The organism is Mariniflexile sp., assembly GCF_041583155.1.
Lineage (GTDB): Bacteria > Bacteroidota > Bacteroidia > Flavobacteriales > Flavobacteriaceae > Mariniflexile.
The window spans coordinates 1-24,224 of the sequence record NZ_JBFHGK010000004.1 but is presented as its reverse complement, the minus strand read 5'-3'; the positions used below and the strand labels follow the sequence as shown (position 1 = coordinate 24,224).

Below are 24,224 nucleotides of genomic sequence, written 5' to 3'. Positions count from 1 at the left end.
TGAATGAAGGTATTACATGTTATAGATAGAATGGATCCCGAACAGGGGGGGGTATGTCAGGCTGTTAGAACCATTGCCACTGGCTTGTTAGCCCTTGGCGTTACTAACAACATCGTGAGTCTCGACCCCAAAGACGCCTCCTTTTTAGCAACCGACGCCTTAAGCATTCATGCCTTGGGGCCTGCCGAAAATCCATGGTGCTATAGCAAACGCTTACTGCCTTGGTTACAGGAACATGCGACGGCTTTTGATGTGATCCTAGTGCACGGGCTTTGGCAATACCCTTCGTATGCCGTTTATAAAACCCTTGCAAAACTTAAATCAGCACCCAGACTGTTTGTGATGCCACATGGCATGTTAGATCCCTATTTTCAAAGGGCGGCCGGCCGACAGTTAAAGGCCATCCGGAATGTGTTGTATTGGGCACTGATTGAAAAACAGGTGGTGAATAGCGCTAACGGCTTGTTATTTACCTGCGCGGCCGAACGCGATTTGGCACGCGTGCCTTTCAAACCTTACCAACCGAAGCGCGAACTCGTTGTAGGTTTGGGGGTAGAAGCACCGCCGGCCTATACCCCAGCTATGACTACCGCCTTTCAAACAAAATGTCCGGAACTGCAAGGCAGCCCCTATATCTTATTTTTAAGTCGCATTCATGAAAAAAAAGGCGTCGATCTGTTATTACAAGCCTATGCACGCCTCTTAAACGCGCGGTCTGCTTCCGGTGCTGGTATCGAAACCTGTCCTAAATTGGTGATCGCAGGACCCGGTTTGGAAACACCTTATGGTAAAAAAATAGGCGATATGCTAAATCAAAACAGCCTTTTAAAGGATCAGGTCTATTTTCCGGGCATGTTGAAAGGCAAGGCGAAGTGGGGTGGTTTTTATGGCTGCGAAGCCTTTATACTCCCAAGTCATCAAGAAAATTTTGGCATCGCCGTGGTTGAAGCCCTGGCCTGTAGTAAGCCGGTACTTATTTCGAATCAGGTAAATATTTGGACCGAAATTGCACAGGCCGGCGGGGGTATGGTGGATGCAGATACCGAAGCAGGAACCCATAGCATGTTACACGGATTTATACAAATGCCAGCGTCTGAACGCGCCGCCATGGCAAGCAACGCCCGGGCGTGTTTTGAGCAGTATTTTGCCGTAGGGCCGGCAACTGCCAAGCTATTCGCTGCGATAACATCACAAAAAGACGTTTAGGCAATACATAGGTTATGAATACAAATACAGTTGAAAGTAAGGTAAGACTCAAGGATTTTAATGCGGCACAAGGTTTAAACCGGGGTGCCAGTAAACTAAAGGAAGGCTTATGGTATATGATCAAGGTCGTGTTTTTTTTATCGGCCTTACCCTATCCAAATGCCTTAAAAATAAAGCTCTTACGCTGGTTTGGTGCCCGAGTGGGCAGCGGTGTGGTGATCAAACCCAGAGTGAATATCCATTTTCCATGGAAATTAACCATTGGAAATGATGTATGGATTGGAGAAGAGGTTTTTATTCTTAATTTTGAGTCGGTTGTGGTACAGGACAATGTCTGTATCTCGCAGCGCGCTTTTTTATGTGGGGGTAACCATAATTATAAAGATCCCACGATGCCTTATCGCAATGGCCCCATTTATTTAGAGGCGGGCTGTTGGATTGGCGCAGGGGTTTTTGTGGGGCCAGATGTGCGCGTGGGTCAGGATACGGTGGTTACTGTTGGCTCTGTGCTAACAAGATCTGTAGCTCCTAATTTGGTATGCCACATAACAGCAGCAGCCTTTGAGAAACCGCGTTGGTCTGATTCATGATAAAAACCTTGAATATATATTTTCTATAATAATTAAAAACGGTCGTATGCGTGTCTTTTTTTATGTCATCATTAGTATTGGAATGTTGTTGGTATTATACCTAAGCTGGGTAAGCAGTCCGGCGATTGCGGATATGCCATTTATGCCCTCATGGATTTCCAGTTGGGTAGATAGTTATCGGTTTAGTGCCATCCGCACAGCGGTGCCTTTAGTAGCATTGGGGGCCATGGCTGGGATTTATCTTAATTATGAAAAGAAACGCATCCGCTGGTGGTATGCAGCCTGGCTGTTTTTAAGTTTTTTGGTATTGCTGGCGGAACTTGGTCAACACTTCCGGCCGATGCGTCGCTTCGACATCCGAGATATCTTTTGGGGTTCAGCAGGTGCCGCACTGGGGTTACAGGTTGTTTTTTTTCTAAAAGAAGTGAAATGCTATATCAAGCGGAAACGAAAAGGGTGTTGTAGGTAGTGCGCTGTGCATAGGTATAAGGTCATATGGAGTTCATCATTAATTGTTAATCAACAATAAATACAGCAGTTTCTCACTTAAACACTTAAACACTTAAACACTTAAACAATTCAACAATTCAACAATTAAACAAAAAAAGAACAATGAAACAACGCATCCTACTCATCGGCTATAACTTTGCTCCGGAACCAACAGGAATCGGCAAGTATAGTGGCGAGATGATGGATTGGCTGGCGAGGCAGGGGCATGAGTGTGTCGTGCTAACCACCTATCCCTATTATCCCTATTGGAAGGTACAAGCACCTTATGATAAGAAACGCTTTGGGTACATGAAAGAAGTCAATACCTTTCCTTCGGGCGGCAGCATTTCCACCTACCGCTGCCCCATGTATGTGCCCGCAGCGCCTTCTGGAAAAAAACGCATGTTGTTGGATGTCTCGTTTATGGTGTCGGCGTTTTTACAATTGGTGCTGTTATTATTTAAGAAAAAATGCCATACGGTCATTACGGTGGTGCCTTCCTTTCAATTTGGGGTATTAGGTTATGTGTACAAATTGTTTAAAGGATCTAAAACGGTGTATCACATTCAGGACATGCAAATTGAGGCGGCGCAGGATTTGAACATGATTAGGTCCAAAAGGGTGTTGGATGCCTTGTATGGGGTGGAACGGTTTATTTTCAAAAAAACAGATGTGATTAGTACCATTTCAGAGGCGATGGTTGCCAAGGTAGCTTCCAAAGCAGGCAAGGAGGTCTATTTATTTCCCAATTGGTCCGACACCAAATCTTTTAAACCAATGGCAGACCGCAGTGCTTTAAAGTCACAATTTGGATTGCAGCCGAACGATCAGGTGGTGTTATATTCGGGGGCCATTGGTGAAAAACAAGGTTTGGAAGCCATTATATATGCCGCCGAGACCTTTAAAGCACAGCCACAGGTCAAGTTCGTGATTTGCGGAACGGGCCCTTATAAAGAAAAATTACAAGACCTGGCCAATGGTTTAAAGCTGGAAAACGTCTTGTTTTTCCCCTTACAACCCATGGAGCAGTTTAATGCCTTTTTAAACATGGCCGATGTACATCTGGTCATTCAAAAAGCCAAGGCCAGCGATTTGGTGATGCCATCCAAATTAACCACCATCTTATCGGTGGGTGGGTTGGCACTCATTACAGCTAACAGCGACTCCGGCTTGTATGCCTTAGTAAAGAAATACGATATGGGCCTGTTGGTGGATGCCGAAAGTCAGGAAGCCTTAAATACAGGTTTGGAAGCTGCCTTAAAGGTTGGAAGCCATGAGAATACCCGCCAAAATGCACGGCAGTATGCCGAAACCTATCTGGATATAGATACCATCATGAGTAACTTCCAGGAGCAGGTGTTGGAGGGGTAGTATGGCGTAGTTTATAATGTAACAAAACCATAAAAATGCCGTCATTGCGCGCGGCAGCAAAGCAATCTCTTGAAACGCATACCTCCCAATAAACAGATTACTTCGTCATGCTTCTTCGCAATGACGAGGTGTAATTAAATACTCAATAAACAGACTGCTTCGTCCCTCGCAGTGACGTAGCCATTAAAAGTACCGTCATTGCGCGCGGTAGCAAAGCAATCTCTTGATATAAATTAGTCAATACCATTTAATTTCAATGGAATAGGCTACTTCGTCCATCGTTGTGAAAAAGCTAAAGGGAACCCAAAAAAAACAACCTGTCTCCCTTTAAAATTTACCGAAGATCAAAATATATGTAGTTTTGATTGTGGTATGGCAGCGGAGTTTAGAAGTAATCTTTCAATGATTGGAACGAATTTGATTCCATTTTAATTAAAAACAACACTGGTTTGAGCTCCGGCTATTAACAAAACAGCCTCTTTAGAAGAGTCGCCAAAAAGAAAGGAAGACCTCAACTATTACTTTATACTAGGATTAATAAAATCACCAAATCATAACATAAAAAATGCCCGTAAGGTTACTTACGGGCATTTTGTTTTTTGCTAAAATTAAAAAGATTGTTAAATCCTAAATAATGTTTTTTTAAGAAACGGAGCCCTTAAGAACGTGTTAATGGGTTACTAATAATTGTGGATACGGGTTTGGGTCTGGCGTTTCGTCTATAACGACAGTAAGCGGCGTCATATAGCCTTTTACCGCAAATAGTTTATTGTAAGTAGGCTCATTAGGGATACTAGTGTTAATTAGCATTACACCACCGTCCTTGTTAGGAACAGTTCCTAATATTTTTGAATTAGTGGCATTAAGTATAGATGCTCCTGATGATGAAAATAACGGTTTTTCATCTAATAAATTACAATCGGCAAATGTAGCACCCTGTCCAAATAAATAAGGCACATTATTATTCTCAAAATTACAAGCGTAGTACGAGAAATTCGCAGTCCTTAGGGTAAGCGGCTGGGTACTTACAGAATTTTTAACATCAGAATTTACCATAATGGTATTATTTTGGTTTCTCATATCTGAAATAGCTGTACAGCCGTCAAAAATGCAATTAATAAAGGAGTTTAAGTTATTAGCTCTATCCGTATTAAAATACATGCCTAATTTATTATTAATAAATTCACATTTATAAAAAACAACCTTATCTATAAAATTAGAAAAGGGTGTTTGCCATTGGCTTGTTTTTCCACTAGCTTCATACAAAGGCTCTTGATGAATACCTATGTCGTTATTTATAAAGTATATGTTTTCAAAAAAGTTATTGTCTAAACTGTAAATATTATAAGTACGTATACCTTTTTTATTATCCCTTAAAACAATATTTCTATATACACCACCTGCGTAATTAATATACCCTGGATAGGTTGGCGCATCGGGGTCAACGTCACTTGTAAATAAAATACCATCGCTACCACCTTGTATTGTTAAGCCAGATAAAAAATTACCACTTGCAGTTGTTAATCCGTTTGGATTATCGGTTAATTTTAATACCGGGAAATCGTCGGTTAAAGCAACAATGGCTGTTTTGCCTGTTCCTGCTCCTACAAGTGATTTGCTTATTCCTATTCTTATAGGTTCGCTAATATAATAAATACCTTCTTGTAAATAAGTGTTTTGGTTATTATCTACTAAATTCTGAATATAAGCATGGCTATCTGGTTTTCCTACCCTTTCGGCTCTCCAATTAGAACCTGTTGGGTTTGGTAAATTTACCCGTGTTGGTCTATCCCAGGGAGTATATTGGGGTGGTAATAAAATCGATTTAATACTATCTATATCCGCTTGATTTGTAATAGGCGATGTAACAGTAGTGCCGTTTAGCGAGGTTGTTTGATTCCCAAAATATGACCTTAAATCTATACCCACTCCTGTTCTTGTAAAATTATTAGAACCACCACCAGAAACATTAATAGAGTTACCTTCTATAATGTTAGTCGTATTACTTGCGCTTCCAACACTCATACCGTTTGTGAAAATTTTATCACCAGTCAGGTTATACGCAGGTACATCATTAACAATATCTTTTGCAGCACCTTGAAAACTTTGTATTCTTATGCGTCCAATATTTGTTAAATTCACATTCGCTATGCCTTTTGGCACCACTGCGTCTGCCCAATTCCAAGACTCGGCATCTAATCCTATAAACGTTATATCGTCAACATTATCAATTTTTGCGCCAACATAACTAGCGGTTAAATAATTTGTCCAAACAAACACATTGCCATAACTAGGCGTTATATCATTTCCTTTCATGTCATTTTGGGCATAAGCAAAAGCTTGGTTATTTTGGCAAGTCTGTTTTATAAATTTATTATTTCTAAAATAACCCGAAGCGCTCATATCCCAAATAATTTGCACATTTCTATTTGCTATGAATTCACAGTTTTCAATCTTTGCACCTGTAGCATTAATTCTTGAAAAATCAATACCTTGAAATTTACAGTTTGTAATGGGTTCGCCTGCTTCTAATGTTATGCCTATAGGGTTGCCATAGCCTGTGTTTATATTGTGTATCTCTACATTAGTGCTTCCTGCTGCAACTATAATTGTAGGTGTTCTGCTTATTAAGGTGTTACCATATAGTTTTTGATTACTGGTTATGGTTATTGGGGCATTACTCCAACCATAATCACCTGCCTCTAGCCGTACACAACCATAGGTGTTTAAGGCTTGTTGTAGCTCGTTTTTCTGTGCAATAGGTAGTAAATAGCAGTCAAAATAGGCGTCTTCATTGGCTAAATTAGAACCTCCTGCTAAGGTTGTAAAGGTTGCCACATTACTATCGGGCGATTCATTATTGGCAGCATTTACGGCGCGAACAGTCATGTTATAAGTGGTCTCCGCCGTGAGTCCTGTTAACACATAGGGACTTCCCGAAGTAGTAGCTGCAAGCAAGGCCCCATTAGAATAGATGTTATAGCTGGCAATACCAATGGAATCGGCAGCCTTGGTCCAGCTGAGTGTTACGGTTGTTGCGGTAATGTCGCTGGCAATGAGTTCGATAGGAGCCAAAGGGGCTTGGGGTTCGGTAGCTTCTGGTTGTTTTTCCTCAAGGGCATAGTGGTAGTTTTGCGAGACTACGGTACCTGTTAACAACAAAAAAAATAGCAGTACTTGTTTCATTGTCCTGAAATTATATAAGCATTAGTGCCTGTTTTTCTTAGCAATCCAAAACGCACATTACCTGCAGCACTCACATACTGCCCACTGCCGGCCGCTGTGTAATTCAGGCTTACCCCGGTGGCTGCCTGAATGCTTAAGGTGGCACCGTTGTGTGCTTCCAGGTTGATGGTATCCCCAATGGCCATGGAAGTAAAGTTGGAGGGTAGCGTTAGTGTGGCATTGCTGGTACAGGCAATGGTATTGTTTATATCGGAACTCGTTACGGTTCTGGAACTGGTTAAAGCAATAATCGCTGCTTTATAAGGGTTTGGGCCGGTGATGCTTGTGGCGGTTTTGGCATGCAGGGCGTAAGGCACACTTAATAACTGGCTGGCACCAATAACGCTATAATTCGCGCCGCCTGTAACATCTACCTGTGTTTCTACAAAATACGTACTTTGCGCCCAACTGATGGTGCTAAATGTGCCTATAGACGGGGTGCCATTACCTATAATTAAACTCACAAGGCCGCTGGCATTGGTTTTAAGGCTATGGGTTTCTTGATAAATCGTGTTGCCAGTTATACTGCCTTGGCGGATCAGGATTCTTAAACTCACATTGCTGTCTGTAACCAGGGTATTGTCACTCGCTCTGATGATGGCTTGATAACTTATTTTTTCTGGGGTTTGTGCAGACATACTAAAAGTCACGGCTACAAGTAGTATTAGGGTACATAGGTGTTTCATGCGATTATTTTTTTAATATTTTAAATGTTTTGTAAAGTTGCTCATTAACATATACCCGCAGGATATAAATAGAGGTAGCTAAATTGTTTAATGGAATGGTTGTGTGATCCTGGTGGATGTTATTTTGCATTACTAATTGGCCTTGAAAATTAAAAAGCTGATAGCTGTGGCTCTGGTTTCCAAACAACATGCCTTTCGTGGCAATGGTAATAAAGTCGCTGGCCGGATTCGGATACACCAAAACGTTTAGCACAGGTGTTTCAGTGATCACGTCTACCGCTTCGCCTGAATCGCTATCTTCCGGGATGGTATTTTCATCAGGAATGATCGGATCCTCGGGTTGGATTGGGTCCTCTTCAGGCGCCTTTATAATGTCAGCATGCTGTATGCCTTGTTGCAGTTGATGTGCTGTATCGGCTTCATAGGTATAAAACACCTGACCTATGGAATACGTTATAGACCCCGAACTTCCGGTAGCCAGACCAGCAGAAGCATTTAAAGAGGCCATTAAGGGCTGGGTTTGACTCGTACTTTCAAATGAAAAAAATAACATTGAAATGAAGAGCAGCGTGTTAATTTTGAATAATAGAGACTTCACAGGGTAATGGGGCTTTGTTTTGATTTTATTTTCCTACCAAAAATATGTAAATATTAAAAAATAAACGATTAAAATCTTTTATTTTCGATGAAATGCAATATATTTTTTGGGTACCAACTTACTTTGGTTGTTAAAATTGTTAAAAAATGGATAATTACCTCCATGTACGTTTGTGTTTTGGTTTTGGATGTTTGAAAAGCCATAATTTTTAATTTTATCGTTATTTTGATCTTTTTGTCGATTATTTATAAAGCCAAAGGACTAACGAAATACTCGTATTTCGTTAGTCCTTTCGTGTTTTTAAATGGATGTTCTTGTTAAAATCAAGTACGTTCCTTGCAATACCACTCATATACTTTTTTTATACCGGTTTGTAAATCGATTTGATGCTTCCAGCCCAAACCATGTAATTTGGATGGGTCGGTTAATTTTTTCATGGTACCGTCTGGCTTGCTAGCATTAAAGTAAAGGCTTCCTTTGAAACCGATGCTGTCTTTAATTAAATAGGCTAAATCTTTAATAGATATATCGATGCCGGTGCCAATGTTGATGTGTGTATTGCGTATCTCGGCGGTGTTTTCGGAATAACACTCTTTAAAATTGCGGTTTTCCATTATAAACACACAGGCATCTGCCATGTCTTCACTCCACAAAAATTCACGCATCGGGGTGCCGGTGCCCCAAACTTCCAGTTGGATGCCATCACCACTTTTGCTAATACCATAGCTGTTAAGGATGCTAAGAATGCGCTCTTCAGAGGCACTGCCAGTAATGCTTTCAATAGGCATGTGGTTTAAATCTTTACGGATTACATCCCAAGCGTTCAGTTCCAACGCCTTGCCTAAATGCATTTTTCTGATAAGGGCAGGCAACACATGCGATTTCTCTAAATCAAAATTATCATGAGGACCGTATAAATTAGTGGGCATCACCGAAATAAAATTGGTGCCATACTGGATATTATAACTCTCACACATTTTAATACCGGCTATTTTCGCAATGGCATAGGGCTCATTGGTATATTCTAAAACGTCGGTTAGCAAGTAATCCTCTTTCATGGGTTGCGGACAGTTTTTAGGATAAATACAGGTGCTACCTAAAAACAGCAACTTTTTTACACCATGCAGATAACTTTGGTGGATCACGTTGTTTTGTATCATGAGATTTTCATAAATAAAATCCGCACGATAGGTATTATTGGCTACAATACCACCCACCTTAGCTGCTGCTAAAAACACATAATCGGGTTTTTCACTGGCAAAAAAAGCCGCCACGGCCATACTGTCTTTTAAATCCAGTTCCTTATGGGTACGCGTTATAAATTGACTATAGCCTTTGGCTTTTAGATTTTTTAATATGGCACTGCCTACCAAACCACGGTGACCAGCTATATATATTTTGGAATGTTTTTCCATGTGCTTTATTAACTTGAAACGTTACTCAGTTAACCAATGAACCAATTAAACAATTCAACAATTAAACGATTAAACGATTCAACATTTTATTCATAATAATTAAACGTCTGATACCCGCCTTCTTTAATATATTGGTCTTTTTGCATCAACTTCACATCGCTGGCCATCATATCTTTAACCAAATCCTGTAATTCGTATTTCGGAGTCCAGCCCAGTTTGGTATTTGCTTTGGTAGGGTCGCCAATAAGTAATTCAACTTCGGTGGGTCTAAAATACTTGGGATCTACTGCCAACACTTCTTTTCCAATTTCTAATTGAAATTCCGGATTGGAGCAGGAGGCGACATAGCCTTTCTCATCAACGCCTGCGCCTTTAAATGCTAATTCAATACCCACCTCGGCAAAAGCCATTTTAACAAAATCGCGTACGGTGGTGGTTTTACCTGTTGCAATCACCCAGTCTTCGGCTTCTTCCGCTTGAAGGATCATCCACATCATTCTAACGTAGTCCTTCGCATGGCCCCAGTCTCTTTGCGCATCTAAATTTCCAAGATATACTTTGTCTTGTAAACCAAGTGCGATTCGGGCGGTGGCTCTTGTAATTTTTCTGGTTACAAACGTTTCACCTCTGATAGGGGATTCGTGATTGAATAAGATACCATTGCAGGCATACATCCCATAGGCTTCACGGTAGTTTACCGTAATCCAAAAGGCATACATTTTAGCCACAGCGTAAGGGCTTCTTGGGTAAAACGGCGTAGTTTCAGATTGGGGCACTTCCTGTACCTTGCCGTAAAGTTCGGAGGTTGAGGCCTGATAAATTTTTGTTTTTTTCTCAAGGCCCAATAAACGAACCGCATCTAAAATTCGTAAGGTCCCTAAACCATCGGCATTACCGGTATATTCTGGAATTTCAAAAGACACGTGCACGTGACTCATAGCTGCCAGATTGTATATTTCATCTGGTTGAATTTCTTTGATAAGTCGGATTAAATTCGTGCTGTCGGTCATATCGCCGTAATGCAAGAAAAAATTGCGGTTATCTACATGCGGGTCTTGGTATATGTGGTCAATACGATCGGTGTTAAACAACGATGAACGTCTTTTTAAACCATGAACTTGGTATCCTTTTTTTAATAAAAACTCACTAAGATAGGCACCGTCTTGTCCGGTAACTCCTGTAATAAATGCTACTTTCATATGTGTTTAACGATATTAAAATGTAATGGTTTCATGTGGTAACTAAAGGTGCTTAAATTTTAAAGCAACCCATACATGACGTTGCGAATTTAAGAAAAAATAAGTGAGAGAAACCTTAAACATTTTATATGTTTGAAGAATTATAGAACTCGCAATAATTCTTTAAGCAGTTAATAAATCCATGATTTTTATATAAAAATTTTAAAGAATTTTTAACATTTGGCAACTGCCATCATTTTATTTTTTGAGAACATCAGGCACAGGCGTTTTTATTTGTAGTTAGCCATTGGTTTCTGCCTTAAAATAGGATTGTTTAATAGGTAACATGCAGAGTTGGCTGTATAAAGGCACCTCTTGCGCCTGGTTTTCTAATTAACATAGTATTTCAGTAAACAAAAAAGCAGGTAGCAGGGTTTGTGATTTTTTACATCTCTAAAAATTTGAGCGACTCAATCCATAAAACGCAATAGTGATGGGGTAAATTTTTTATAATCATAAAAAGAGAAATAGAATCGGTTGTGGCTATTTCCTCATAAAAAAGAATAAGTATTTTTGAAGTTTAATTGTAGATTCGTCTGTTGTTTATAAAGAGGATATTAAAAAACAAATAATATTGATAAATGGAGAGAAAAAATGGAATCGATTTATTTAGGTTAGTAGGAGCTTTTTTTATCATGATGCTACATACTACGTTTGGAGACGCTAAAATTGAATATGTAGAAAATTTAAGGTTACTATCTAGGTGGGCTGTACCATTCTATTTTATGGCATCAGGCTATTTTATTGGACCTAAGATAATTGACCAAAATCTCGATTTCAAAAAAATCGAGAGAAATGTTAGTGTTTTGATTAGTATTTTAATAGTAACCTTCCTTGTCTATGTTCCGATAAGTCCCTCAAACTATAGCATTGTAAATTTATTAGTTAGTATTCATTACCATTTATGGTTTATTGGGGCATTGCTTTTTGGGTATATTTTCCTATGGTACATATATTTTATTCGTTGGTCTAAGATTTTACCTTTTATTGCCAGTTTAATTTTAATATCTGCCATTATATCAGATGCTTACGATGTGCTTTTTGAAAGAAGTTTCGATTTTATTTTAGCTCGTTTTTTAGTTGCAATTCCATTTTTATATATTGGAGTAATTATTTCAAAGGTAAAATTCAATCTTCGAGTACTTAAATTGTTGTGGTTTTTGATAGTAGGAGGCTTCATGCTTCAGTTCATGGAGGCTCATTATTTGAAATTCTTGTTTGATGTTAATAAATATACAATTGAATTCACTTTAGGTACCTTGATTGGAGCTTTAGCACTTTTTGTGTTTAGTACAACTATTAAATTAAAAGAGAATTTAATATCTACTTGGGGGAAAGATCATTCACTTTTTATTTACCTCTATCATCCCTTTTTATATTTCTTATTGACGGTTTTTTTAAATAAACTATTTCCAGAAGAACAAAATACCATTACTATATTTTTTCCTGTGATTGGATTTATGCTTTTATTAGGAATTGCAATTTTCATGAAAAGATATTTAGGAAATGTGTATGCAATTCTCAATGGTAATTTCGTTGAATTAAAGTTCAAAAAATAGAGATATTAAACTTTACTCTGTAATACTTTAATCCTTTAGTTTGTTTAATCTAATTGAAAAAAAACAATAGAGAACGAAAGAAGAGGGGAGGAAGCAGTTTTTTTTTACATCTCTAAAAAGCCTAGTGATTTAATTTATAATACGTATTGGAGAGGTGTGGATTCTTGTAAAATATTAAAAAGGAAATATAATCGGTTGTGGTTATGTTCTTGTAAATAAACAAGGTTTTCGGAGCCAAGTAATGGTCTCATGCTTACTAAGTGGGTGTAAATTACAAACTCGTTGAGCGTCTCGCTTGGATAAATGGTTAAATGCCGTTTAGATTTTTTAGGAGTTTAAAACAGGTTTTTTATCGGTGCATATGAAGCTGTGCTGTAGAGAATAGCAAAGGCCTTTAGCCTGAATGCTACGGCTTCAGGATTGTGTAGACAGCAGCAAGAAGGATGCTAATTTATAGTTTTTATTAAATAAATACCTCCGAAAACAACCAAGGCAGTGCTAAAAAGACCGCCTTTTGCGCTGTGCAGATGCTAAGTACAGGTTGTTCTCAGGCCTCCATTGGCTGGTGTTTCTGCGTTTAAGGCCCTGAAACGGCCTTGTAAACAACTCGTGTTAATAAGCAGGGCCTGGATTTTATGCGATTTCAAGCAAAATTATTTCAAATCACAAACATGTAAATTACTGAAAATTAATAAATTAAAAAAATGATAATCAGCCCTATCAGCACTAAAACGGGTGTAAAAAACACGATGCAGGGCCGTGTGGGGCGGTCCCGACCCTATTTTAGTCGCATTAGGACGCGCTTGTTGCCGCCTCAGGTTCCGGTAAAAGTTGCGTCCGTAGGCATTTTAGTAGTTTTAACTAAAAAACCCCGCGAGCATCGCGGGGTTTTCAGGTGGTAGGCGCCATAAGCGCCTCTTAAAACTCAGTTTTTAGCGCATGCGCTTAAAGTTCAGCGTTTTTAGCAAGGCTCTAAGCTTTGGCGCAGGACGGAACAAAATTCGTGTTTTCGTGATCCCATCGGCAGACACCTCCTCGTCGGAATCAAAACCTTTAGAACTCAGGCTAATTTGAAAGTTCCCCAGTTTGCCCAAACGTACAATACGGCCTTGGCGCAGTTCTCGAATTATATTTATTTCCAAAATATTAAGCACTGCCAAACAATCGGTGGACGATAATGACGACTGCTCGGAAATCATCTCCGCTAAGGTTTCAAAATCGGCACCGCCATTAGGCACTACCGCAGCATAATATTTCTCAGGGGCTACCAGGTCCTGAGGATTTTTTCTAGGTAACACTTTATAGGTTATCATATGAATATATTTAAATAAAGCAACGCTTATAGAGGCCGTTGCTGGACACCTCATTGCCATACGCTTTTAAACGCGCGGTGTTAAAGAACACAACCAATCTGCCACGGTTTTGTCAGATGGCTGGCAGGCACAGCCTTGCCAGGCGTAGCGGTTTTCTAACTAAGTCATAGGTTTTAAGGGGTGCAATGTGGTGGCTTGCTTTAGCTCCCAAACCCGATGCGCTGGGCACATCCAGGCTAAGGATTCAAAAATTAACACTTTTTTTTTGGCAAGCTAAGAGCGGTGGCGTAATTTTATACTGCGAAATAAAAAACGAACGCACACCCTCAAAGTGTTGCCGAGTTACAAAAAAGTCTTAAAGCACCACGCTTTGAGGCTTTTTTTGTAATAAGTCAAAGTTAAGAACTACAAGTTAATGTTTAAAAGAAACTTATTAACATTTAAAACTTAATTTTTTACTGTTTTGCGCACTGGTAACAGGGGGGGCTATTGAAGTATGCTAAGGGCTTAAAGGGCATTAAACGGCTATATAAGGCGTTTTTGGGTAAAACAGCCTGTGCTTGGCTGCTTTTTAATTGTTTATAAAGGCGCCAGTCTTAATCAAAAAAAAAAGAAAGTTTGGATGCGGAAAGGCTCTTAGGGTTTAACCTAGGAATAACTTAAAGTGTTAGACCTCGCCCTTCGGATCACTGCTACTTGCAGACAGCTGCTTTACCTTAATGCGTTTTATAAAAAAATCGCCTCTAACACACAAACCTTAAATGGCAGGTGATTTTTTATGAAAACCATAATATCTGTTTTAAATAATGCTAAATTTTTAAAAAAGCGGAATTAAATAAAACTATGTTTGTTTATTGATTGAAAAAGCAATTATTTTGAGGCATAAAATCTGGCTCAAGATGGAAGGTATCTTTTTGGTTTAATGAGATTTCGATGAATGGGAGGCGATTTTTACCATGGGCTAATGCGGATGCATGAACTAACTAAACCTTAAAGCGAAAGCTTTAGTCTTGAACTTGAAACTAAGAATCAAATGACGACCTCAGAAAGTAACAAACGCATTGCCAAAAATACCGCCCTGTTATATGTGCGGATGCTATTTACCATGGGTGTGGGATTTTATACGTCCAGAATCATTTTAGATGCCCTTGGTTTTGTAGACTATGGTATTTACAATGTGGTGGGTGGTATTGTTGCGACACTTTCAGTTATAAATGGCTCCATGGCCGGTGCAACGCAACGTTGGATAACCATTGCTTTGGGAAAAGGCGACCTCGCGTATCTAAAAAAAGTATTTGCCGTAGGCGTTACCGCCCAGGTGCTTATCGCTGTGATTGTGTTTTTGATTATTGAAACCGTAGGATTATGGTACCTCTATAATTATGCGGTGATACCCGAAGACCGTATGAATGCCAGTTTTTGGGTATTTCAGATATCCACCTTAACCGTGATATTAAGCATTTTGAATGTGCCGTTTTTAGGAGCGATTATGGCGCATGAAAAAATGGGTGCGTTTGCCATGTTTTCCTTTATTGATGTGATCATGAAGCTTGTGATTTGTTATGTGCTTTATGTCACCTTACTCGATAAGCTGATTGTATATGCGAGTTTATTGGCTTTAACAGTTTTATTTATTTTTGTGATAGAACGTGCCTATTGTTATAAAAAGTTTGAAGAAGCCCGTTTTAAACTCGGCTGGGATAAGCAAATTTTAAAAGAAATGTGGTCGTTGGCATTTTGGTCCATGTCGGGAAACATTGCTTATATTGGGTACTCGCAAGGGGTTACCTTATTAATCAATTTGTTTTTTGGGCCTGCTATGAATGCTGCGGCGTCTATTGCAAGTCAAGCCGGGAATATCATCAATCAATTTAGTGGTAATTTTCAAATGGCGATGAATCCGCAAATTACAAAAAATTATGCCAAGGAACAATTTAAGGAAATGCACGATTTGGTTTATAGGTCGGCAAAGTTTTCTTATTTTTTAATGTTGATTTTTGTAGTACCCCTATTTTTTGAAGCCAATTTATTACTAAACCTGTGGTTAAAAGAGGTGCCGGCGCATTCGGTGTATTTTATGCGCTTAGGGCTTTTTATTTCCATGTTTGTGGCGGTACGAAATCCGCTTGTGGTATCGGCGCAGGCCAATGGCAATTTAAGAAAATATCAATTTGTGGTGATGCCAATCTTATTACTAGTAACGCCCGTTAGTTATGTTATTTTAAAGCTTGGAGGCATCCCCGAAACCACCTCCTATGTGATGCTCGTTATAATGATTGCAGCGGTTTTTGCCAGTGCCTATATGTTACGAGATATGATACATCTCGATTTTATGGATTTTGTAAAACGCGTGATGCTGAAGATTTTCCAGGTTACCATAGTCGCTTTTAGTTTACCAACACTGGTATATGTGTTTATGGAAGAAGGAATTTTAAGGTTTTTGGTTTTAGGTACCGTCGCTACGTTGTCGTGTGTGGCAAGTATCTATAAAATAGGCTTAACAACTTCAGAACAAACCTTTGTGGTGAATATGATAACATCGAAAATTAAAAAGAAACTATAGGATCTAATGAATAAGATTAAAAGACTTTTTGTTGCTTTGGTTGAAAAACGGTTTTGGTACCTCCTTTGGGGCTCCAAAGTGACCGTTGAAAAAGGTGCGGTTTTAAAATTAGGGAAAAAGGTGCGTATTAGGCATAGTCATATCTATGTTAAAAAAGGGGACACTCTTAGTATTGGGGATCATACACAGGTATCAAACGCTTCTATAAGTATGATTGTTGGCGAAAAAAGTGAGCTTCATATTGGTAACCATTGTGTAATAGATGATTTTGAATTAAGCCTTACTAAGGGGCAAATAAGAATTGGCGATTACAATATATTTCAAAAAGGTAGTAAGGCCGAAAAACCACGTTTTGAGGTGGATGGGGCATTGACTATTGGAGGCTTCAACCGCTTGCGATGTTCCATCTGGATTCGATTTAATGGCGTCGTTGCTATTGGCAATCGCAACGCTATTAACGAAGGTACTGAAATACGCTGTGATGAGCACATTTCAATAGGCGATTATAATCAGATATCCTATGATTGTGTGTTTTGGGATACCAATACACACAACCTCTATACTGCTGAAGAACGGAGGACGATTACCGATAAACAATACCCCGCGTTTGGATTGGAATTTGAAAAGCCAAAAACAGCCCCCATTGTTATCGGGAGCGATTGCTGGCTTGGTCGAGGTGTTTCCGTGTTAAAAGGGACCCATCTAGGAGAAAAATGTGTTGTGGGCTATGGCACACTTCTGAGTAACATAAGCATGGCAGACAATAAAACCGTGTTTAGTCAACCTAATTTGAAACTAATCGATAATCAACTCTAATACATTCATGCGTACTTATTGGTTAACAGCTTTAGAAACCATTGCAATGCCGGTATTAGCGGCAGCGGCAAAGGATGCCTTAAGGGAAACCATGCCCGTTTATAAAGGGCGGGATAAAAGTCACTGTTTAGAAGCGCTTGGCAGGATTGTTTGTGGGATAGCTCCCTGGTTGGAGATCCCTATGGATGCTACTGAAGAGGGAAAACTTAGGGAACGGTATAAAGGATTAACCATAAAATCCATCGGGAATCTGGTACACCCACAAGCCGGTGACTATATGGATTTTGCTGCAGAACGGCAAGGTTTGGTAGATGCAGCTTACTTATGCCAAGGCCTGATAAGAGCCCCCAGATTATGGGATGCCTTAGAGCAAGAGGTTCAAAAAAACGTATTAATAGAAGTAAAAAAAACACGGCAGATTATACCGACCAATAACAATTGGCTCCTGTTTGCATCCATGATAGAGGCTTTTTTATTGAAATACGACAATGTGTGCGATACGAAACGACTGTATAAAGGTGTTAAGACCTTTATCAATCGCTATTATATTGGGGATGGGTTTTATGGTGATGGGGCGCATTTTGCGATGGATCATTATAATAGCTACGTCATTCATCCCATGCTTACAGACATCCTTCAGGTCATGCAGGGGCATGGTTTGAATAACGCCCATGCGTATTTCCAAAAGCAAGTACCCAGATTTCAGCGCTATGTTGCCATTCAAGAGCGGATGATTTCACCCGAAGGGGCTTACCCGCTTTTTGGAAGGACCCTCATCTGTAGGTTTGGTGCGTTTCATGCCTTGGCGCAAGCAGCTTTTTTAGAACTGATTCCCAATAACATCGCCGGATCTCAGGTGCGATGCGCATTACACGCTGTACTCAAACGCCATATGGAAACCTCGGGCAACTTTGATGCACAGGGGTTTTTAAGCATTGGATTTAATGGGGAGCAAGAACAGATGGCTGAAAGCTATGTGTCTTCAGGAAGTCCCTATCATTGCTGTACCCTGTTTTTGCCTCTTGGGTTACCCGAAACACATCCGTTTTGGGCCGATAAAGATAAGGACTGGACGGCTGTAAAGGCCTTTAAAGGTGATGCGTTTCCTGCCGATACCACCTATGTGGAAAGTAATCCCATGAAGGAACGTTTTATGCCCTGGCTATATAAATGCCAATCCGGATGGAGGAAACTTAAATCACTGTTAAAATGATCTTGTATCATAAAGCGCACAAACCTCCTTCAGTTTCCAAACGCCCTTGTAACATGGTGTTTAACCCCATTCAGAGATAAACCTACCTAAATTTAATTTGTTAGAACGATATATAATTTAATGCATGTTGGGTTAGCATAAATTAGGTTTTATAATGAACATGGCCGCTTTATTAACTTAATTAAATATGTTTTTGGCCTGGTGGTCACGATAGAATATTGCGTAAAAATAGCCGTGGAATGCCTATTTAATGGAGGTCGTAACCGCTAAGCCAAACATATAAGCCCTCTTGTTATTAATACTGAACCCTTAAGGTGTTCTAACGTTTAAAGTTTAGCCTGTAACACGTGGTATTAACTTATATGAAATGGCTTTAATTTATTATTAAAAGTATAATAGTTTACAGTCAATTTTGGTAGATAGACAAAAAAATCAAACATTTTGGATTTGGTTTCTTTATTATCAAATAAACAGTTATTTTAGCCGCATTAAGATAAAGCTCTATTCTACAGAATAGCCTTTTTTAGTATAGAAAATAAATAAAACCTCGTAAATTACGATACTATGAAATTAACAATTGTTGGAAGTGGATATGTTGGTCTTGTAACTGGTGCTTGCTTTTCTGAAGTAGGTGTTAATGTTGTTTGTGTTGATATTGATGAAAACAAAATTGAAAATCTAAAGAAGGGCATTATTCCCATTTATGAACCTGGCTTAGAAAGTATGATAGCCAGAAACGTGCAAAAGGGGCGTTTAAGCTTTACAACTAAAATTGAAGAAGCCATAGAAGATTCAGAGGTTTTGTTTATTTCAGTAGGGACACCACCCGATGAAGATGGCAGTGCAGATCTTAAATATGTTGTCGCTGTTGCGAGAGATTGTGGTAAGTATATGAATGATTATATGCTTATTGTAACCAAAAGTACCGTGCCAGTTGGTACGTCCAAAAAAGTTAGACAAGCAGTTCAGGAAGAATTGGATAAACGTAATGTCGCTATCTCATTTGATGTGGCGTCCAATCCGGAATTTTTAAAGGAGGGTGCGGCTATCAATGACTTTTTAAAACCCGATAGAATTGTTGTTGGTTTAGAAAGCCCGAGAGCTGAAGATATCATGAACACCTTATATAAGCCATTCACGTTGAACGGACACCCTATTATTTTTATGGATATTGTGTCCGCAGAGATGACAAAATATGCAGCTAATTCCATGCTGGCAACCAAAATTAGTTTTATAAACGATATCGCTAATTTGTGTGAAATTGTCGGGGCCGATATTAACAAAGTAAGAAAGGGGATAGGTTCAGACTCTAGAATAGGAACTAAATTTATTTATCCGGGCATTGGATATGGCGGTTCTTGTTTCCCAAAAGATGTACAGGCATTAATAAAAACGGCTGGTGAAAATAATTATGATTTAAAGGTACTGCAAGCGGTAGAGGCTGTTAATACATACCAAAAGCTGGTGCTGTTTAATAAAATCATGAAATATTTTAATAATGATATTAAAGGGAAGACGGTATGTATTTGGGGCTTATCCTTTAAACCCCAGACAGATGATATGCGAGAGGCACCATCACTTTATGTTATTAATAGTCTGTTAGAAGCTGGTGCTGTGGTGAAAGCCTATGATCCGGTGGCTATGAAAGAAGCGAAACATCATTTTGGTGATGCAATCGCCTATTATGATGACCAATATGAAGCCTTAATTGATGCGGATTGTTTAGCCGTACTTACAGAGTGGCCTGAATTTAAAATTCCAAGTTTTAAATTGTTGAAAAAACTATTAAGTGCACCAGTGGTTTTTGACGGTAGAAATATTTATGAAGCAGAGGAAATGAAAAAAAATGGCTTTAAATATTTCTGTATCGGTGTTAATACGGATGAAAATTAAAGCCTAGTAGGTTTTAGAATCCTCATTTAAAGAAATAACACTTGGGTACGAGCTGATTTCTTATACCATTACGTACCAAGTATTTACCGCTTTATAGACTAAAACAGATGTCTTATATGTACTAGTTAGAGCAGTTGCCCTAGGATGTAAGCTTGCATCACATCCTAAGGCAACTGCTCTAACTGTTGAAAATACAAGGGATGCGATGAATGCTTGTCTTGTATTTAGGGTGTATCAGGTTGTAGGAAGTAGTGCGATGGTTTTTTGCACCTCTTCTGCAGCAATATAAAAACCGTCTTCTTTAGGGATGCCCACTACAAACCCATAATGTATGCCTGCCATATCGGCGGTAAGTTTAAGCACGGCGGTAAACCGATGCGGTGGTTGTAGAATCAATATGGAGGTTTCGGGTTCTAAAACCATCAGGCCATGTGCCATATGGCTACCTTCAATACCGACAATAACTTGAGCGCCTACACAGGCAGAAATAATTTCGGCTGCAGATTGTTTAGCGACATCTACAATACGGAATCCATAGGTGTCTTGGAGTGTTTGGGCCAGTTCTAATTCGTTGACGAGTTTGCGAGACACCCCGGTTTGACCTCGTAATATAAACACCCCTGGATGCTTAGGGTTTGGGAATTTAGCTAGTAATTTAGATCTATGTAGCATAAAGCGTTCATGTTTACTAGCATTGTTCCCCCAGTCGTCATCAAAAAAAATAGCTTGTTTTAAGTAGGCCCGATGGGTTCGCACCGGATTCATTTCAAAAACAGACTCATATAGCGGGGCATCGGCATGTGAAAATAGGTCTGAGGTGACCGGAACACCTTCCGAGGCTGCCAAGGGATACATGCAGCAGTCGTCAACTAGCCAGTCAAAAAAGTAGGAATGACCATCATAGGTATTATAAATGGTGGCATCATTTATTTCAGTATCCACAACCATGGATGGAAAATAATACATGCTGGGTTTTAGTTTCGAATGATGATGCATTACGAAGCGATGCAAACCTTTGTATATGGCCCCATCAAGCATCCAAACATCTTTTAATAAATAGGCACGTGTTGGTTGGTTGGTTATGGTCTGCCCGCCCTTCATAATGGCTACAGCGTCTGGGGTGAAAATAATAGCTTTTATACGTTCCAGCTGTCCATCCAAAAAATAAGCTTTTGGAGTTATGCTCGTGTTTCCTGGAGCCATGTCCCATGATTTAACGGAGAGGGCATCTAAAATTTTACCTTGACGCGACATCAAATAGGTTTTATTTAATCCTTTTAGGTATTTGGTGTAGGCTATGGGGGTATATCGCATGGTTTTTTAATTATTAATTTTAGTTTACTTTACTTTATGCTAATGGTATGATGGCGTTGAAGGAAATAAGGCAAGGGTTCGTTTTACTTCTTCTAAATTAACGAAAAAACCTTCTTCCTTTGGTATCCCTACAACAAAACCATAATGGATGTGCTCCATGTCGGTTGTCATTTTAAGTACACCACAAAAACGATTGGGTGGTTGTAGTGTTAATAACGCCGTACCCGGTTCCAAGACCATGAGGCCATGCATAAGATGACTGCCTTCCACACCAACCAATACCTGTGCTCCGGCGCAGGCTCCAAGAATCTCAGAGACACTATGCTTGTTGATATCAACAATTTTAAAGCCGTAACTCTCGCGAAGTTGTTCTGCCATGGCTTCTTCATTAAGCATCACCCTGCTATTACCTGAATTGCCACGAATGATGAACACGCCAGGATGTTTTGATGCTGGAAATTGCGATAACAACCGATGCCGAATGGCCATGAAGCGCTCATGCTTGCTGGTATTATTCCCCCAGTCGTCGTCAAAAAACACAGCGTTTTTTAAATAGGCAGCATTGGTTTTAAAAGGTGTCATATGTAATAAGCGTCTATAATCGCGCATGTGCGGGCTTGCAAAAATATCGGACGTCACAGGGGTGCCTTCAGCCGCCGCCAAGGGATACATGGTACAATCGTCGCTTAACCAGATACCGAAGGCTTTATAACCATCGTAAGAATTATAAATTGCGGCATGGTCTATTTCTGTAGCTATTTTAATGGGAGGAATATAATCTAATTTTTTAGGAAGTTGATAGCGTGGATGCAATAGCAATTGATGTAGGCCTTTGTAAATATTACCGTTAATCATCCAAAGATCTTTTAACAAATAAGCACGGGTAGGGGGGTGGTATCTTTCGTTACCGCCTAACATTAAAAGGTTAGGATCACCGGTAACGGCAGTGGCTGTTACACGATCGAGTTGCCCCTCCAGATAATAGGCCTGAGATACCATACTGCTAGTCCCGGGAGCGATGTCCCATGATTTAATGGACAGGCTGTCGAGTAGTTTCCCTTGACGGAATAACCAGCGAGCCGTTTTTATACCTTTTAAGTATTTGGTATATCCAGCGAGGGTGAATCGTGTTTTTTGTTGTATCACGTGATTTTTGGTTAAAGTTATAAATAGGTTATGATAAGCTAAAATTAGCTAAAATTCATAGAATATGTAAATCGAATCTCTTTTTGAAGGCTTCGTTTGGTCATTAATATGAAATTGATAATTTAAACGTGGTTTTTTAAAAAACATATGATTTTTGAGTAGTATATGATGTTTTTTTTAAGAAAGGCCTTATGAAATGAGGTCGTTTATAGACGTGGGTAATGCACCTAACACAAGGGTTTCAGAAATCCCTTTTTGGTCTTTGAAAGCAATGGCAGCCGCATAGTTACTTGCTATTGTAAGGTCTTGTACGCTCCAGCTTTCGGTAGAGCCTAAAAGACTTGCAGCCACTCTATGAAGGCCATTAGTGGTTGGGATTTTATTGAAATCATTATCAATACCTTTTCCTAAGGCTTTCACCAAGGCTTCTTTTCGCGTCCAAAGGGTGTAAAAGGCGCGATGCTTTTCTTCTGATCCTGCAATGTAGGCTATTTCGGGTTCACTAAAAATGGCGCTTAGGTTATGAAGCACATCATCATGGGGGTTGATGTATTCAATATCAACACCTACCGGGTGCTGGGATAAGGCAATAATGGCCTTGTCTTTGGAATGGGCTACATTAAAAAATAGGGCGGGATGCGACGGTAGATAAGGTTTTTTGTTGGCATCGTAGCTCAGTTTTATTTCAGAAACATGTAATGTTGTTTGAAGCGCTAACACAACTTTAAGCAGTCCTCTGCAAATAATAAACCGATGTTGGTCTGTGTCATGATAATACCTATGCGCACGTGCTACTTCTTGAAGGTCTAAAGCCCGCTTTAATACAGAGATGATAGGCATGTAGTCCGCTAATGAAACAGTATAAATTAAGACGCTGGCATCATTTAAATTGGTTTTAAAGGATCCCGATAACGGACGGTTTGATACGTCACCAGCAATGTTATTTTGTATTTTTATTGTGGGCTGAGTCGTCATGATGTCGATCTAAAACATGTTGTAATATGTGCGCCGATATTTTATCATTTGGGGGTGAAAACAAGTAGTTATGGTCTCCAGGAATCTCGTGAACCTTGACTCCTTTTAAAGCAAAACCTTCCCAGCCTAGGAGTACCGGATCCTGCATATAATAGCCTTGTTTTTCTACACGAAACAAGTTGATCTGCATATCAATTGGTGTTAATTTATAGCGACTTATTGCTAAGCGATTCATTTTGTCTAAGCGATAAGGTTGATGGTATCGCAGTTGGTGATGTTTTTCTTTTCCGTTTTTTAATCCTAAAATAAGGTTTGAAACTTTTTGTTTTTGAGCGTTAAGACGCGTTTTAAATGCTTCGGAATTACTAAAAAGATGTTTCGTTGCATAGATATTACTTTTAAAACGATGTTGTAAGGCTACTAATTTTCGTTTCAGAGAAGGTGTGTAAGAAAAAATTGGATTGGCATAGGTATCGAGCATGCCAAGCATGGTTATTTTTTTATTTTGCGCCAGCATTTGTTTGGCCATTTCATAGGCAATAATACCACCAAAGGAGTATCCTGCTAAAGCATAGGGCCCTTTAGGGTTTGCTTTAGTAATGGCTTCTATATAG

At 39.4% G+C, this 24,224-nt stretch carries 19 protein-coding genes; 9 read left to right on the top strand and 10 right to left on the bottom strand.

All coding sequences use genetic code 11. The features are described 5' to 3' along the window. The first annotated feature begins 3 nt into the window (after positions 1–3). The 4 genes from ABYI63_RS02280 to ABYI63_RS02265 all read left to right on the top strand — a co-directional run bounded on the left by ABYI63_RS02280 (position 4) and on the right by ABYI63_RS02265 (position 3,656). Positions 4–1,206 (top strand): glycosyltransferase, encoded by a 1,203-nt coding sequence (locus ABYI63_RS02280; protein ID WP_372752997.1) that lies wholly within the window; start codon positions 4–6, stop codon positions 1,204–1,206. Between the two features lie 14 nt (positions 1,207–1,220). Beyond that, positions 1,221–1,796: a WcaF family extracellular polysaccharide biosynthesis acetyltransferase gene (locus ABYI63_RS02275; protein WP_372752995.1), complete on the top strand. Its 576-nt coding sequence runs from the start codon at positions 1,221–1,223 to the stop codon at positions 1,794–1,796. After that, complete coding sequence (locus tag ABYI63_RS02270; protein ID WP_372752993.1) at positions 1,768–2,265, top strand: VanZ family protein; 498 nt, start codon at positions 1,768–1,770, stop codon at positions 2,263–2,265. The genes ABYI63_RS02275 and ABYI63_RS02270 overlap by 29 nt, the downstream gene beginning before the upstream one ends. Positions 2,266–2,408: 143 nt before the next feature. After that, on the top strand, positions 2,409–3,656 hold the full coding sequence (locus ABYI63_RS02265) for a WcaI family glycosyltransferase (RefSeq protein WP_372752991.1): 1,248 nt from the start codon (positions 2,409–2,411) through the stop codon (positions 3,654–3,656). A 669-nt stretch (positions 3,657–4,325) separates the two neighbouring features. Here ABYI63_RS02265 and ABYI63_RS02260 read toward each other — a convergent pair. From ABYI63_RS02260 to gmd, 5 genes are all read right to left on the bottom strand, one after another. Continuing rightward, positions 4,326–6,842: a fibronectin type III domain-containing protein gene (locus tag ABYI63_RS02260; RefSeq protein WP_372752989.1), complete on the bottom strand. Its 2,517-nt coding sequence runs from the start codon at positions 6,840–6,842 to the stop codon at positions 4,326–4,328. Further along, entirely contained in the window at positions 6,839–7,567 is a 729-nt protein-coding gene (locus ABYI63_RS02255; protein ID WP_372752987.1) for a hypothetical protein, read from the bottom strand. Before ABYI63_RS02255 ends, ABYI63_RS02260 begins: the two co-directional genes overlap by 4 nt. Positions 7,568–7,571: 4 nt before the next feature. Next, positions 7,572–8,075 carry a T9SS type A sorting domain-containing protein gene (locus ABYI63_RS02250; RefSeq protein ID WP_372752985.1) on the bottom strand — a complete coding sequence of 168 codons (504 nt, stop codon included), beginning with the start codon at positions 8,073–8,075 and terminating at the stop codon, positions 7,572–7,574. 413 nt (positions 8,076–8,488) lie between these two features. Further along, positions 8,489–9,580: a GDP-L-fucose synthase family protein gene (locus ABYI63_RS02245; RefSeq protein WP_372752983.1), complete on the bottom strand. Its 1,092-nt coding sequence runs from the start codon at positions 9,578–9,580 to the stop codon at positions 8,489–8,491. 86 nt (positions 9,581–9,666) lie between these two features. Next, positions 9,667–10,779 (bottom strand): GDP-mannose 4,6-dehydratase, encoded by a 1,113-nt coding sequence (gene gmd / locus ABYI63_RS02240; protein ID WP_372752981.1) that lies wholly within the window; start codon positions 10,777–10,779, stop codon positions 9,667–9,669. Positions 10,780–11,399: 620 nt separating this feature from the next. Between gmd and ABYI63_RS02235 the strand changes: the two genes are divergently transcribed. Then, entirely contained in the window at positions 11,400–12,377 is a 978-nt protein-coding gene (locus tag ABYI63_RS02235; RefSeq protein ID WP_372752979.1) for an acyltransferase family protein, read from the top strand. A 932-nt stretch (positions 12,378–13,309) separates the two neighbouring features. On the opposite strand, the gene ABYI63_RS02230 is transcribed toward ABYI63_RS02235, so the two are convergent. Then, positions 13,310–13,744: an HU family DNA-binding protein gene (locus tag ABYI63_RS02230; protein WP_372752977.1), complete on the bottom strand. Its 435-nt coding sequence runs from the start codon at positions 13,742–13,744 to the stop codon at positions 13,310–13,312. Between the two features lie 979 nt (positions 13,745–14,723). On the opposite strand from ABYI63_RS02230, the gene ABYI63_RS02225 reads away from it, so the two are divergent. The 4 genes from ABYI63_RS02225 to ABYI63_RS02210 all read left to right on the top strand — a co-directional run bounded on the left by ABYI63_RS02225 (position 14,724) and on the right by ABYI63_RS02210 (position 20,175). After that, entirely contained in the window at positions 14,724–16,253 is a 1,530-nt protein-coding gene (locus ABYI63_RS02225; protein WP_372752975.1) for a lipopolysaccharide biosynthesis protein, read from the top strand. Positions 16,254–16,259: 6 nt separating this feature from the next. After that, positions 16,260–17,069, top strand: coding sequence for a hypothetical protein (locus ABYI63_RS02220; RefSeq protein WP_372752973.1), 810 nt, complete (start codon positions 16,260–16,262; stop codon positions 17,067–17,069). Between the two features lie 7 nt (positions 17,070–17,076). Further along, a complete protein-coding gene (locus ABYI63_RS02215) occupies positions 17,077–18,282 on the top strand; it encodes a DUF2264 domain-containing protein (protein ID WP_372752971.1) in 1,206 nt (401 codons plus the stop codon). Positions 18,283–18,846: 564 nt separating this feature from the next. Then, the gene (locus ABYI63_RS02210; RefSeq protein ID WP_372752969.1) at positions 18,847–20,175 is read left to right on the top strand and encodes a UDP-glucose/GDP-mannose dehydrogenase family protein; all 1,329 of its coding nucleotides are present in this window, start codon (positions 18,847–18,849) and stop codon (positions 20,173–20,175) included. A gap of 234 nt (positions 20,176–20,409) precedes the next feature. Here the strand turns inward: ABYI63_RS02210 and ABYI63_RS02205 are convergent, their stop codons facing one another. The 4 genes from ABYI63_RS02205 to ABYI63_RS02190 form a co-directional block, all read right to left on the bottom strand. Next, the gene (locus ABYI63_RS02205) at positions 20,410–21,489 is read right to left on the bottom strand and encodes a glycosyltransferase 61 family protein (RefSeq protein ID WP_372752967.1); all 1,080 of its coding nucleotides are present in this window, start codon (positions 21,487–21,489) and stop codon (positions 20,410–20,412) included. Positions 21,490–21,528: 39 nt separating this feature from the next. Next, entirely contained in the window at positions 21,529–22,635 is a 1,107-nt protein-coding gene (locus tag ABYI63_RS02200; protein ID WP_372752965.1) for a glycosyltransferase family 61 protein, read from the bottom strand. Between the two features lie 189 nt (positions 22,636–22,824). Further along, entirely contained in the window at positions 22,825–23,610 is a 786-nt protein-coding gene (locus ABYI63_RS02195; protein WP_372752963.1) for a 4'-phosphopantetheinyl transferase superfamily protein, read from the bottom strand. Next, on the bottom strand, positions 23,576–24,224 hold a 649-nt coding region (locus tag ABYI63_RS02190), incomplete at its 5' end, for a thioesterase domain-containing protein (RefSeq protein ID WP_372752961.1). The genes ABYI63_RS02190 and ABYI63_RS02195, both read right to left, overlap by 35 nt.